Here is a 13,769-nt window from a genome sequence, read left to right as displayed (position 1 = left end):
TGCGAGTCATTATCACATATGTGTACGTGAACGCCGCTAATGCGAATCACTTGCACTATTTTGACAGCCCGCCAGCATTCGGGCTCAGGGGGAAACACATTGCGACCTGACCTTCGTTCCGCCGCCACTCTTGGCGTTTCGGTTCTTGCTCTCGCGTCCATCGCGGCGCCCTCGCTGGCCCGCGCCCAGGACACGGACGAGCGGTCTGCCGAGCAGGCACGCGAGAAGGCGGACGGCGAATTTCTGGGCACGATCGACATCGGCGAAAGCACGCGGGCCATCCGCACCGACACCGCCACGCCTATCACCTCGATCAATCGCGAGGAAATCGAGGATCGCCAGGCCAATACGATTGCGGAGCTGATCGATTCGATCCCCGGTGTCACGATCGTCAACGGCTCGACACCGATCGGCTCGGGCATCAACATCCGTGGCTTCGGCGCGACCGGCACCTACGGCACCGACCAGAAGGTTCTCGTCCTCGTGGACGGCGCGACCAATGGTTCCGAAGAGCTCTACCGCATCGGCACCCAGCTCTTCACCGACCCGCTCCTCTACAAGAGCGCCTCGGTGCTGCGCGGGACGGTGGGCAGCTTCGAGTACGGGTCCGGCGTGATCGGCGGCACCGTGATCCTCGAGACCAGTGACGCCTACGATTACCTCGGCGGAAAGACCGGCTTCACGGTCAACCAGAACCTTTCGGGCGCCAGCAACGGCGGCGGCTTTGCCACCTCCACCACACTGGCCGCGATGCCCAGCGAGAACGTCGAGTTCCTGGCCAACTACAGCTACCGCACGAGCGGCAACCAGGAAGATGGCCACGGCGAGCGGATCGAGAACAGCGCCTTCTCGCTCCCCAGCTTCCTTGTGAAGGGCGCGGTCCACTTCGGCGCGGACAACGCGCATACCCTCAAGGCCAGCTTCAGCCAGACCACGACGGCCGAGCGCGACAAGCCCTACGACAGCTTCGGCACGACCGGCGGCGTCTTCGGCAACGTCGATCGCGACACCAAGTCCAGGAACCTTGTCGTGGGCTACTACTACGAGCCCCTCGGCACCGACGCGATCAACCTCAGCCTGGTCTACACCCGCGCGCAGCAGGACATCGAACAGTCCTACATTCCCTACTCCTCGCCCGTCTTCGGAGAGGTGGGGACCCCGGTGACCGATGCCGACCAGCGCTATGTCACCTCCAAGGTGACGCTCAAGAACGCGGCGCTCTTTGCAACCGGCAGCGTCCGCCACAACCTGCGCGTCGGTCTGGAGTACATCGACAAGGACCGCCTGGACGCGAGCTCCGCGCCGGGGGGCACGGACCGGCGCATGGCGGCCTTCGCCGTCGATGAAATCGGCCTCTTCCGCGGCTTCACGGTGACGCCTGCGGTCCGCTGGGAAACCTCGAACGTGAAGGGCGAGCTCGATGACGGCTCGAACGCCAGCTACACCAACGAGGGCCTGATGGGCGGGGTCTCGGCGCGTTACGAACTGCCCTTCGGATTCTCCGTCTTCGGGTCCTGGGCAAAGACCCGTTCGATGCCGATCATCGATGACCTCGAAAACGTCGCCTACATGAACCAGCCGGAAAAGAGCCGGAGCTGGGAAGCGGGGGCGGCCTTTGACCGCACGGGCATCTTCACGCCGAATGACCGCTTCGCCATCAAGGCCAACTATTACGACACCGACCTGACCGACAACACGTCATACTCGGGCGTGGCCGAAGTCTATCTCGAGGGTGTCGAGATCGAAGCCTCCTATGCAACGCCGAGCGGCTTCTATCTCGATTTCAATGGCAACATCGTAAGCGGCACCCAGCTTTCGACCGGGGGCGCGCTGAGCGACTGGGGCAACCTGCCCCAGAACACTTACCAGCTCGCCCTGGGCAAGCGCTTCGGGGACCACCTCGACGTGCGCTGGGAAGGCGTGCTGGCCGAGGATCTCGATACCGATGGAACGGTCGAGCAGGGCTACGACGTGCACAACCTGCGCGCCTCGTTCTCGCCCGAAGTCGGCTTCCTCAAGTTCCTCACCTTCCGGGTCAGCGTCGAGAACATCTTCGACACCTACTACGTGCCCGCGCTCGCCACGCGCCCGGCCCTGGGGCGCAATTTCAAGGGCGCGGTTTCCGTCCAGTTCTGAGCGACAAAGGAGGCGCAGGCGATGTATCCGGCACAGGCATCACGGTGGGATCGGCAGCGACTGGCGGGGCTTGCCGGCTCGGCGCTGGTCAACGGCGGGATCCTCGCGATCTTCGTCGGCCTTGCGAGTGGGGCCGTGCACGATACCGGCGCGGGCCCCTCGCTGACCGTGATCGCCTTCAGCCAGGCCGGGGAGACACAGGGCGCGGCCCAGAGCGCCGAGACATCTGCCGCCGAGCCCTCCGCGCCGCGCCCTCCGCGCCCGCAAATGGCGCAGCCGGAGGTTTCCCAGACCGCTCCTGCCCGCAGCGCGCAGCCCCCTGCCCTCCCCGACCGGGCGCACGAGGCCCCGCAGCGCGAAGATCGACCCGTGCGCGCGGACCTCGCTCTGACGCCCCCCGCCGTGCGGATCGCAGCTCCGGCCCCTTCACCAGGTTCCGCCAGCCCGCACGAGGCCGACGCCAAGCCCTCCGAGCCCGGAGCGGCCAGCAGCCGCGCACAGGTCAGCACGAACCCAGGCGAAAGCCGGGCGCAGGTCGGCGGCGGCGCGGCGAAATACGCAGCTGCCGTCATGCGCCACCTCATGCGCTACCGCAGGCAGAACACGGTCGGGGCGGGCGCGGCCTACATTCATTTCACCGTGATCGAGGACGGGCGCTGCCGCGACATCGGCGTGGCGCGCAGTTCCGGCTCGTCGCGCTTCGATCACGCCGCGATGCAGCTGGTGCGCCGCGCCGCGCCCTTCCCCCAGCCCCCGCACGGTGAGCCCCGCAGCTTCAATTTCGAGATCACCGGCTCGTGAGCCGTCCCCCAACACCAGGAGGTTTCCCATGACAGTCCCAAGAGGCACCCGCTCCGCGCGTACGCCCCTGGCGCTGGCCGCCTTGGCCGCGCTTCTTCCTCTTCCGGCGCTGGCCCATACCGGGTTCATGCTGCCCAATGTCTTCGTCGCCAACACCGAGCGCATGGTGACGCTGGAAAGCGCCTTCACCGAAGACTTCTTCCATCCCGAGATCGCCCTGGAATCGGAGGATTTCCATGTCATCGGGCCCGACGGCGAACGCACCGCCTTCGACCGGATCTCGGGCCACAAGCAGGTCACGATCCTCGAGGCCGGGATGGAGGGCGAAGGCACCTATCGCTTCACCAGCGGCGTGCGTCGCGGTCGGACCGGCAAAATGGCCATGGCCAAGGGCGAATGGGTGCCGGTGCGCGGGGACGACCTTCCCGAAGGCACCGAATACGTGAAGACCAGCCAGACCGAGACCGTCTCGGACGTCTATGTCTCGAAGAAGGGGCCGACCCGCGCGCCGGTCGATGTCCATGTCGGGCGCCTGGAAATCCACCCGATCACGCATCCCAGCGATCTCTATGTCGACGGACCCTTTGCCTTCGAGGTGCTGTTCGATGGCAAGCCGCTCGCAGGCCAGGAACTGAGCCTGGACAGGGGCAACGCGCGCTACGAACAGGTCAAGCCGCACAGGGCCCTGACCACCGACGCGGACGGGAAAGCCGAACTCCGCTTCGAGGCCCCCGGTGTCTACATCCTGATGACCCGCCACCGCGCCGATGCCCCGGCGGGGGCCGAGACGGATATCCGCAGCTACACCACCAGCCTCACCTTCGAGGTCCAGTCCTGATCCTTTTGCGCACGGCGCGCCCCCACACACGAAGGAAGTATCCCATGACAACGAAGACAACCAAAGCGGCGCTGGCCGCCCTCACCGCCCTCGCAGCCCTGAGCGGGCCTGCGCTGGCCCAGGACGGCGACAGCGTCACCATCGGCACGCGCGCGACCGCCAGCGGCCACAGCAAGACCAGCTTTCTGGAGACCTATGACACAAATGGCGACGGCAAGGTCTCGCTGGCCGAGTTCACCGCCGGGCGCGAGGCGAAGTACAAGTCCTTCGATCTGGATGGCGACGGACAGGTCTCCGAGGCCGAGTACGTCGAAGAGTATCGCGCGCGCCTCGATGCCGAACTGGCGCGCCGCCGCAGCCTGCAGATCCGGCAGACATACGTGCGCTACGGCGTGCTCGACACCGATCACGACCAGAACATGAGCCTTGCGGAATTCCAGGAATCCGGCAGCCGCATGTTCAAGCGCCTCGATACGAACGGCGATGGCGTGATCGACGAAAAGGACACCTCGGACCACTACTGATACCAGCCATCGGCGCACGAACGGCGTCCTGCCGGAGCCCCGGCCCTGGCAGGACGCGAGGAGACTGTCCGGCCCCGAAGCGGCCGTCGCGAGGCCTATTGCTTGGGAAGATAGCGTTTCAGGCGCTCGGGCCGCTGCGGGATCGGGACATCGGGATCAAAGACCGCCACCTTTGCCCCGCTCCTGGCGAAGATCTCCTGCAGCAGGGCAAGCGGGTTTCGTGTCATTTGACCCGTCGTCAGGCGATCTCGAGAGCCACCTGGTTGCACACCCGGATAAGGCGTTCGGCCCATTGCGCCTGCCCCTGCTCGTCCGAAATCAGGTCCTGCCGGATCTCGAGATAGAGGTAGGGGCGCCCTTCGCTTTCGACGTGGCGTTCGATGGCTGCGTTGTAGATCTTGCCCGAGTAGGGCTCCTGATCGCCAACGACGAGCCCCTCTTCCTCGAACAGGCGCGTGGCGATGCGCGCGCCGCGATCGTCCACATCGTAGAGAACTCCGCAGTGCCAGGGCCGGGTCTCGTCGGGCCTCGTTGCCATCTGCGGGGTAAAGCTGTGCAGGATCAGCGTGAGCTGGGGCGGTTGCTCGTTGAGGAGCGCAGTCAGCGCGTCATGGAAGGGATGGTGGAAGCGCGCGAGGCGCGCCTCGCGGTCGATGCCGACATTGCCGGGAATGGCGCGGCCATCGCTCGTCTCGGGGATCGCGGCGGGATCGTCCACGGTGCGGTTGGTGTCGCAGACAAGGCGGCTGACATTGCCGAGCAATGCGGCGGTGCCGGGCCGCGCGCACATCCGCTCGGCAATCTCGGCAACGCCGATGTCGATGGCGATGTGCTCGTCCATCAGTTCAGGCGCGATGCCCAGGTCAATATCGCCGGGCACGCGGTTCGAGGCGTGATCGGCAACGACAAGGATGCCCCCGAAGCGGGGCGTGCCGACGATGCGGTAGCTTTCGGTCTCGGTCGTGGTCTGCATGGCTCTGTCCTAACGCAGCTTGCCCGCCATTTGCCACCAGTTCCCGTGCATTTGCGCCAGTTTTTCCGCCGCTTCGTCGCGCGCATCAAGACTGTCGTAGAGCGCAAAGCAGGTCGCGCCCGAGCCGGACATGCGCGCAAGGAAGGGGCCCGTCGCCTCCAGCGCGGCCAGCACGTCGCCGATCACGGGGCATATTTCGAGCGCGGGGCCTTCCAGATCGTTGCGGCCCTCAAGGGCAATCGCGCGCAGGGAACCTTCGGTCGGCATGGCGCCCCGGTCCACGCCGTCCCAGGCCTTGAACACAGGCCCTGTCGGCACCGCCTCGCGCGGGTTGACGAGAAGCACCGGACAGCCCGCCAGGTCGTTTTCGTCAACTTCGGCAAGGTCGGTGCCCGTGCCCGTCCCGATGCAGGCGCGCGAGAGGACGCAGGCGGGCACGTCCGCGCCCAGCTTTGCCGCGCGCGCGTGCCAGTCTTCGGGCAAGCCGTGCGCGCGCTCGACCATGCGGAACACCGCGCCCGCATCGGCGGAACCACCGCCCAGCCCCGCCGCAACCGGCAGGCGCTTTTCCAATGTCACCGACCACCCCTTACCGTGCGGCAAGGTGCCCAGCGCCTGCGCGACGATGTTGTCGAACGGGTTCATCAGGCTCCCGACGAATTCACCGCGCACTTCCAGCAGGTCCTCGCCCGCCGGGGTCACGGACAGCCGGTCGCCATCGTCGACGAAGGCGAAGAGCGTCTCCAGTTCGTGGTACCCGTCCTCGCGGCGGCGACGCACGTGGAGGGCAAGGTTGATCTTGGCGTAGGCGGTTTCGTTCATGCCCCTGTCCCTGAAACGACAGGAGCGCCGGGGCAAGCCCCGACGCTCCACAATCGTCCGTCATCCGGCGATAGGCCCGATCACATGTTGGGATAGTTGGGCCCGCCCCCGCCTTCCGGCGTGACCCATTCGATGTTCTGGGTCGGGTCCTTGATGTCGCAGGTCTTGCAGTGGACGCAGTTCTGCGAATTGATCTGGAGCTTGAGGGCATCGCCGCCCGCGCTCTCATCCGCCACGAACTCGTAGACGCCTGCCGGACAGTAGCGCGCCTCGGGCCCTGCGTAGACCGGCAGGTTGACCTTGGTCGGGATCGCCGGATCCTTGAGCTGCAAGTGGCAGGGCTGCTCTTCCTCGTGGTTGGTGAACGAGTAGGAGACGCTGGTCAGGCGATCAAAGCTGATGACACCGTCGGGCTTGGGATAGTCGATCGGCTTGTAGAGGTCCGCGCGCTGCAGGCACGAGGCGTCGGTGTGGTGCTTCATCGGCTTGGTGATGCCAAAGCCGAAAAGCGTGCGCAGCCACATGTCCGCACCGGCGAGCACCGTGCCCATCTCGCCGCCCCACTTGGCGACGAGCGGCTCGGCGTTCTGGACGAGCTTCAGCTCATCGGCGATCCAGCTGGAGCGAACGGCATCGTCGTAGTCCTGCAGCGTGTCGTGCGCGCGCTCGGCCTTCACCGCCGCGGCGATGCTTTCGGCCGCGAGCATGCCCGACTTCATCGCGGTATGGCTGCCCTTGATGCGCGGCACGTTGACGAAACCGGCCGAGCACCCCGCCAGCACGCCGCCCGGGAAGGCCAGCTGCGGGACCGACTGCCAGCCACCCTCGTTGATGGCGCGCGCGCCATAGGCCACGCGCTTGCCGCCTTCCAGGATCGCCTTGATCTCGGGGTGCTGCTTCCAGCGCTGGAATTCCTCGAAGGGGTAGATGTAGGGATTCTTGTAGTCGAGCGCGGCAACGAAGCCCAGGGAGACCTGCCCGTTGGCCTGGTGGTAGAGGAAGCCGCCGCCCCAGGCATCGTTCTCCGACAAGGGCCAGCCCTGCGTGTGAATGACGCGGCCCGGCACGTGCTTGTCGGGATCGATGTCCCACAGTTCCTTCATGCCCAGACCATAGATCTGCGGTTCGCAGTTGGCTTCGAGGTCGTACTTGGCCTTGAGGCGCTTGGTCAGGTGCCCGCGCGCGCCTTCACAGAAAACGGTGTACTTGCCCAGCAGGTTCATGCCCGGTTGGAAATCGCCCTTGGGTTCGCCATCGCGGCCCACGCCCATGTCGCCGGTCTGCACGCCAATGACCGCGCCATTGTCATCGTAAAGGATCTCGGCGGCGGGGAAGCCGGGGAAGATCTCCACCTCCAGCGCCTCGGCCTGCTCGGCCAGCCAGCGGCACAGGTTGCCCAGCGAACCGGTGTAATTCCCGTGGTTCGACATGAACTTGGGCTGGATCGCGTGGGGGATCGAGAACTTCTTGCCGCGCGTCAGGTGCCAGTGCCAGTTATCGGTCACCGGAGTTTCTGCCATCGGGCAGTCCATCTCGCGCCATTCGGGCAGCAGTTCGTCGAGCGCCTTGGGGTCGAACGTCGCGCCCGAAAGGATGTGGGCGCCGACCTCGGAGCCCTTTTCCAGCACGCAGACCTGAATTTCGGGATCGACCTGCTTCAGCCGGATCGCGGTCGACAGGCCGGCAGGCCCGCCGCCGACAATGACGACGTCATAGGGCATCTCTTCGCGTTCAATCATGGGGTCCCCTGATCCAATACACCGTTTTTGTTGCGCGCTTTACTCCCTTTGCCTTGATTGCTCGGTGCCGACAGGTCAATACCCCCCGCAATGGATCACGGGTCAAACCAGCACTTTCTGTCAGATATCACGAGCGCGCTCGACTGGTGGAGACTGGCGGGCGTCGATTGCGATTATGTCGACGATCCGCAGGACTGGCTGGCGCCGCCCGAAGAGGAACTCCCTCCGCCCAGCGAGTGGAGCATCGCGCGCGCCGAGAACGAGGCGAAGGCCGCCGCCGCGCCCGAGAACGCCAGACGTATCGACACCGAGGCTCTGCCTGCAACGCTGGAGGCCTTCGCACCCTGGTGGAAAGCCGAGCCGCTGCTCGCCCCCGGCTCGCTGGAAACGCGCATCGCACCTGTCGGCAAGGCGGGCGCGCAGGTCATGGTGATCGTCGAGGCTCCCGAGCGCGAGGACCGCGAAGGGCTGCTCACAGGCCCCCAAGGCCAGCTGCTCGATGCAATCCTCGCCAGCGTCGGAATTTCCCGCGAGGACGCCTATCTCGCCAGCGCCCTACCCCGCGCGATGCCCGCCCCCGACTGGGCCGAGGCGCACGCACTGGGCCTGGGCGATGTGCTGATGCACCACATCGGCCTTGTCGGCCCGAAACGGCTTTTCGTGCTAGGAGGGAACGTTCCGGCGCTTTTGGGCCACGAATCACCGCAACGGGCTGCCGTTTCGCGAAAATTTAACCATCAAGGAACATCGATACCCTTGCTCGCTTCCTGGGGTCTGGACTCGCTGCTCAACCGGCCGCGCACCAAACCGGTCCTGTGGAAGGCGATGCTCGACTGGATCGCCACCTGACAGGCCCTCCCCGCGACATGAAAGGGGAACCGGCAGGCGGCGGGACAGGGCAAGGCGAAACACGCCGCACGAGGCCCCACAAGGACCCGGCGGCACATATGCGAAACGGCATTTTTTCGGGGTACGCAACGTGAAACGAGTTTGGGGAACAGCACGCAGCCAGGCACAGGTCCGAAAGGCCGCCGGTGCGCGTGATGCGAACGCAGGCACGATGACCAGGACGCTCAACACGGCGGCGCTGGGCGCCGCAGGGCTTGCCGCGCTGCTGTGCAGCGTGGGCACCGCACACGCGAACAGCGCCGCGGTGGACTATTTCCGCAGCCGGGGGACCACCAGCGTGGTGCCCTCGCTGCTCAGCCACGACGACCGCGACTACTACCGCGAGTACTTTGCGGCGGTCGAGGCCAAGGACTGGACCAAGGTGCAGCGCATGCTGGCCCAGCGTCCGGAGGGTCCGATGCACCAGGAAGCCCGCGCCGAGTACTACCTCGCCGCCGGCTCGCCGAAGATCGAAGGGGCCGACCTTGCCGCCTGGCTGGCCGAGGGCACCCAGCTTCCCGGCGCCGACCAGATCACCCGTCTCGCCCAGCGCCGCGGCATCTCCTCCACGCCCGCGCTTCCCAGCGAGCAGAGCTTTGCGCGCCTGCCCACCCTGCCCAAGCGCGTGCGCCCCTCCTCGATCAGCGACGGCACCATGCCCGAGGCGATCTCCTCGGCCATCGTCGACCACATCAAGGCCGACGATCCGGCGGGCGCGCGCATGCTGCTCGACGGGGTCGATGCCAGCCTGTCGGGCTCGGCCCGCGCGGAATGGCGCCAGAAGGTCGCGTGGAGCTATTACATCTCCAACCAGGACGCGCCCGCCTATGAAATGGCGCAGTTCGCCACGCAGGGCGTTGGCCCCTGGGTCGGCGAGGCCTGGTGGACCGCCGGGCTCGCGGCCTGGCGCATCGGCGACTTCGACGGCGCGGCCGACGCCTTCGCCAACTGCGCCAAGTCGGCCGAGAACGACGAACTCAAGAGCGCGGGCTACTACTGGAACGCCCGTGCGCTCACCCGCGCGCGCCGCCCCGAACAGGCCGCCGATGTACTGCGCATGGCGGCCGCGCGCCACGAAACGCTCTACGGCATGCTCGCGGCCGAGCAGCTGGGCATGCAGCTTCCCTCCCAGCACGCGCAGGCCGACTTCTCACAGGCCGACTGGCAGAAGCTGCGCTCCGTTCCCAACGTGCGCACCGCCGTCTCGCTCGCCGAGATCGGTGAGGATGGCCTTGCCGACGAAGTGCTGCGCCACCAGGCCCGCATTGGTGAGGCTTCGCAGTACGCCCCGCTTTCGCGCCTCGCGCGCGATCTCGGCCTCCCCCAGACCCAGCTGTGGATGGCCTACAACGCCCCGCGCGGCGGCCACCCGGACCCGGCTTCGCGCTTCCCCACGCCCAAGTGGACGCCCGCCAACGGCTGGCGCGTCGACCCGGCGCTGGTCTACGCCCACGCGCTGCAGGAATCGATCTTCCACGCCAGCATCGTCAGCCCGGCGGGCGCGCGCGGCCTGATGCAGATCATGCCCGCCGCCGCGCGCGATCACGCCGCTTCGCTGGGCGTCTCGGGTTCGGCGAGCGACCTCAACAAGCCCGACATCAACCTTGCCTTTGGCCAGAACCACCTGCTCATGCTTCAGAACGACAGCGGCACGCAGGGGCTGCTGCCCAAGGTCATGGCCGCCTACAACGCCGGGCCCGTGCCGGTCCGCCGCTGGAACAGCGAAGTGCGCGACGGCGGCGATCCGCTGCTGTGGATGGAGTCGCTGCCCTACTGGGAAACGCGCGGCTACGTGAATATCGTCATGCGCAATTACTGGATGTACGAGCGCCAGGCGGGCGGCGAATCCGAAAGCCGGATGGCGCTGGCCCAGGGCATGTGGCCCACCTTCCCCGGCCTGTCGGGCTCGAAGGGCGTGCGCATGTCGGCCAAGGGCGAGCTCGACACACCCCAGTCGCTGCACACAGGCTCCGTGCGCTTTGCCGACAGCCGCCGCTGACACTCGCTGAAACACCAGGACCCGTACCGCCTTGGCCATCGACACCGACCGCACCTTCAAGCCCATCAACATCGCGCTCCTGACCGTCTCGGACACGCGCGGCCCCGAGAATGACACCTCGGGCGACATCCTCGCCGAACGGATCAAGGGCGCCGGGCACAAGCTGGTTGCCCGCGCGATCGAGCGCGACGATGCCCAGCGCCTCGTCAGCCGCCTCAACGACTGGATCGACGACCAGGGCATCGACGCCATCGTCTCGACCGGCGGCACCGGCCTTACCGGGCGCGACGTGACCCCCGAGGCACTCGACAGGGTGAAGGAAAAGGACATCCCCGGCTTTGGCGAGCTGTTCCGCTGGATCAGCTACCAGACCATCGGCACCTCGACCGTGCAGAGCCGGGCGATGGCCGTGCTCAGCCGCGGCACCTACATCTTCGCGCTTCCCGGCTCGAACGGCGCGGTCAAGGACGGCTGGGACGGCATCCTCGCCGAGCAGCTCGACGCGCGCAACCGGCCCTGCAACTTCGTGGAACTGATGCCGCGCCTGCGCGAAGTCTGAGCAGACCAAAGAGATATGTCCGAGGGCCATCGCCCTCGGGCTCCCCGAACTGTCCACCTCACCTTCCACGCTCCACCGTGGCTGAGACAGGTGAGGTCGCCCATTTTGGGGGCAAGGGGTAATAACCCCTTGGAAAACTTCCCTTACTCCCTTTTAGCGCACAATTAAGTGCACCGTGTCCTCGTGGCATCCACCAGCGCAAGCGGCCGAGCCCCGACCTGGCGGTGTTGATATGGCTGTGGATATCCAGTTGATGACACGAGGATAGCGTGTCGATAGCAGGGGATAACCACGCGCCCGGCATGGCCGCCTGCGCCGATCAAGACGATTGCCGATCCCCCCTGATTGCAGGTAGGCTTGCCCCGGCGCCGCCTGGCGCTGTGGCTGGAGACCGCCTTGGAGCCTTCCCCCGACCCGTGCGCCCCTGCTCCCGATCCGGGCGATCCGGCCTCCTCGCTCCATGCGCTTGCGCAGGCGCTCGGCCTTTCGCGGCACTGGCGCGATGTCGAGGGCCGTGACCAGACCGTGTCGGATACCGCGCTCGCCCGCATCGTCACGGCTCTGGGGTACCCTTGCGACACCGATCAGGCGATCGCCCGCAGCCACGCGCGCCTTGCCATTGCGGCACGCAGCCTGCCCGCCATGCTCGTCACCGAGGTCGGTCGGCTAACCCCGCTTCCTGCCAGCCTCACCCACGCGCGGCTGACTTCCGAGAATGGCGAGGAGCAGGACATCGCGCTCGAAGCCGGGGTCCTGCCAGCGATCGACACACCGGGTTACCACCGCGTCAGCCTCTACGGCCACGAGCTGACCCTCGCGGTTGCGCCGGCCCGCAGCCCGACGCTGGCCGACGTCCTGCCTGAAGCGCGCCAGGGAGAGCGTCTCTGGGGCCCGGCGGTGCAGATCCCGGCCCTGCGTTCGGCGCGAAGCGGGCCGCGCTACGGCACGCTCGCCGATCTGGCCGAGGCCGTGGAGCTCTTCGCCGCGCGCGGGGCCGACGCGCTGGCGATCAACCCGGTCCACGCCCTCTTTGCAGGGCTGGGTGCAGGGTACAGTCCCTATTCCCCTTCGAGCCGCCTCCACCTCAACACCGCGCTCGCCGCGCCCGAACTGGCAGGGCTCCCTCCGCTCGATCTGCCCGATGACAGCGAGGCTGCCTTCATCGACTGGGAAAAGGCCCTGCCCGCCCAGCACGGCGCCCTGCGCGCGCTGTTCGACGGGCTCGATTCCGCGACGCGCGCGCGCATCGCCGCCAAGACCGCTGGGGATGAAAGCCTCCAGCGCCAGGCCCTGTTCGACGCGCTCGACACCCACCACCGCGCCAAGGGGCGCACGCGCTGGCAGGATTGGCCTGCCAAGCACCGCGATCCCCACGGCAAGGGCGCCGCGCACTTTGCCGAAACCCACGCCGAGGATGTCGCCTTCCACGTTTTCACGCAGTGGCTGACAACCAGGGGGCTCGACGCCGTGCAGGCGCGCGCGAAGGCGGCGGGCATGGCGATCGGGCTCGTCGGTGATCTGGCCGTGGGCGTCCACAGCGCAGGCGCCGATGCCTGGGCGCTGCAGGGCGCGATGCTGGAGGGGCTCACCATCGGCGCGCCGCCCGATCCGCTCGGCCCGCTCGGCCAGAACTGGACGCTGACGGGCTTTTCGCCGCAGGGCTTGCAGCGCACCGGCTATGCGCCCTGGATCGCGATGCTGCGCGCGGCGCTCTCGCGCACCGGCGCGCTGCGCATCGACCACGCCTTCGGCATGGCCCGGCTCTGGGTGATCCCGGAAGGCGAAGGTCCGGGCGAAGGCGCATACCTCGCCTACCCCTTCGAGGACATGCTGCGCCTCGCCGTCCTGGAAGCCCACCGCGCAGGCGCGCTCCTCATCGCCGAGAACCTGGGCACCGCGCCCTTCGGTTTCCTTGGTGCGCTGGAGGAACGCCGCCTCCTCGACATGCGCGTGCTGTGGTTCGAGCGCGCCGCCGACGAAGGCTTCATCGGCGCGGGCGACTACCCCGCCGACAGCGTGGCGATGACCGGCACGCACGACACCGCGACCATCGCGGGCTGGTGGCGCGGGCGCGACCTCGACTGGGCGCAGGACCTGGGCCGCCTGCCCGAAGCCACCACGCGCGCGGACGCCGAAGCCAAGCGCGCGTGGGACCGCGGGCTCCTGTGGGCCTGTCTCACCCACGACGCCGCGCCGCGCCCCGAGCCCTGTGATCCCGCCCCGGTCCTGAAAGCCGCCCTCGCCCATATCGGCAGGAGCCCGGCCGGGCTCGCTATCGCGCCGCTTGAGGACATCCTGGGCGAAAGCGAACAGCCCAACCTGCCCGGCACCGTCACCGAGCACCCCAACTGGCGCCGACGCCTGACGCGGCCACTTGGGGAATGGCTGGAGGAGGCGCCAATCAGCGAGAGGATCGCGGCGCTGGACACGGCGCGCAAAGGTCCGGCCGATCCGCCGTCCGGTTAGACAGATCGGAAAAAGATGATTCCG

General features: G+C 67.4%; 12 protein-coding genes. 8 read left to right on the top strand and 4 right to left on the bottom strand.

Features of this window, described 5'->3' with window-relative positions; genetic code table 11:
- The first annotated feature begins 99 nt into the window (after nucleotides 1–99).
- From HT578_RS20885 to HT578_RS20870, 4 genes are read left to right on the top strand one after another with little or no spacing between them, the layout of a single operon-like run.
- A complete protein-coding gene (locus HT578_RS20885; RefSeq protein ID WP_239026394.1) occupies nucleotides 100–2,136 on the top strand; it encodes a TonB-dependent receptor plug domain-containing protein in 2,037 nt (678 codons plus the stop codon).
- Between the two features lie 21 nt (nucleotides 2,137–2,157).
- Nucleotides 2,158–2,937 (top strand): TonB family protein, encoded by a 780-nt coding sequence (locus HT578_RS20880; RefSeq protein WP_213501310.1) that lies wholly within the window; start codon nucleotides 2,158–2,160, stop codon nucleotides 2,935–2,937.
- A 28-nt stretch (nucleotides 2,938–2,965) separates the two neighbouring features.
- Nucleotides 2,966–3,775 (top strand): DUF4198 domain-containing protein, encoded by an 810-nt coding sequence (locus HT578_RS20875; protein WP_213501309.1) that lies wholly within the window; start codon nucleotides 2,966–2,968, stop codon nucleotides 3,773–3,775.
- Nucleotides 3,776–3,819: 44 nt separating this feature from the next.
- Nucleotides 3,820–4,299, top strand: coding sequence for an EF-hand domain-containing protein (locus tag HT578_RS20870; RefSeq protein ID WP_213501308.1), 480 nt, complete (start codon nucleotides 3,820–3,822; stop codon nucleotides 4,297–4,299).
- 95 nt (nucleotides 4,300–4,394) lie between these two features.
- On the opposite strand, the gene HT578_RS22435 is transcribed toward HT578_RS20870, so the two are convergent.
- From HT578_RS22435 to HT578_RS20855, 4 genes are all read right to left on the bottom strand, one after another.
- Nucleotides 4,395–4,526 (bottom strand): hypothetical protein, encoded by a 132-nt coding sequence (locus HT578_RS22435; protein WP_277884179.1) that lies wholly within the window; start codon nucleotides 4,524–4,526, stop codon nucleotides 4,395–4,397.
- Nucleotides 4,527–4,537: 11 nt separating this feature from the next.
- Nucleotides 4,538–5,272 (bottom strand): N-formylglutamate amidohydrolase, encoded by a 735-nt coding sequence (locus HT578_RS20865; RefSeq protein ID WP_213501307.1) that lies wholly within the window; start codon nucleotides 5,270–5,272, stop codon nucleotides 4,538–4,540.
- A 9-nt stretch (nucleotides 5,273–5,281) separates the two neighbouring features.
- The gene (locus tag HT578_RS20860; protein WP_213501306.1) at nucleotides 5,282–6,094 is read right to left on the bottom strand and encodes a 4-(cytidine 5'-diphospho)-2-C-methyl-D-erythritol kinase; all 813 of its coding nucleotides are present in this window, start codon (nucleotides 6,092–6,094) and stop codon (nucleotides 5,282–5,284) included.
- 80 nt (nucleotides 6,095–6,174) lie between these two features.
- Nucleotides 6,175–7,833, bottom strand: coding sequence for an electron transfer flavoprotein-ubiquinone oxidoreductase (locus tag HT578_RS20855; protein ID WP_213501305.1), 1,659 nt, complete (start codon nucleotides 7,831–7,833; stop codon nucleotides 6,175–6,177).
- Nucleotides 7,834–7,923: 90 nt separating this feature from the next.
- On the opposite strand from HT578_RS20855, the gene HT578_RS20850 reads away from it, so the two are divergent.
- From HT578_RS20850 to malQ, 4 genes are all read left to right on the top strand, one after another.
- Entirely contained in the window at nucleotides 7,924–8,682 is a 759-nt protein-coding gene (locus HT578_RS20850) for a uracil-DNA glycosylase family protein (protein ID WP_213501304.1), read from the top strand.
- 211 nt (nucleotides 8,683–8,893) lie between these two features.
- Nucleotides 8,894–10,720 (top strand): lytic transglycosylase domain-containing protein, encoded by a 1,827-nt coding sequence (locus HT578_RS20845; protein ID WP_213501303.1) that lies wholly within the window; start codon nucleotides 8,894–8,896, stop codon nucleotides 10,718–10,720.
- 31 nt (nucleotides 10,721–10,751) lie between these two features.
- A complete protein-coding gene (gene moaB / locus HT578_RS20840; RefSeq protein WP_039394496.1) occupies nucleotides 10,752–11,279 on the top strand; it encodes a molybdenum cofactor biosynthesis protein B in 528 nt (175 codons plus the stop codon).
- Nucleotides 11,280–11,636: 357 nt separating this feature from the next.
- Nucleotides 11,637–13,745, top strand: a complete 2,109-nt coding sequence (malQ, locus tag HT578_RS20835; RefSeq protein WP_239026393.1) for a 4-alpha-glucanotransferase — start codon at nucleotides 11,637–11,639, stop codon at nucleotides 13,743–13,745.
- Nucleotides 13,746–13,769: the final 24 nt, after the last annotated feature.

Source organism: Novosphingobium decolorationis, from assembly GCF_018417475.1.
GTDB lineage: Bacteria > Pseudomonadota > Alphaproteobacteria > Sphingomonadales > Sphingomonadaceae > Novosphingobium > Novosphingobium decolorationis.
This window is presented reverse-complemented; position numbering and strand designations above follow the sequence as displayed.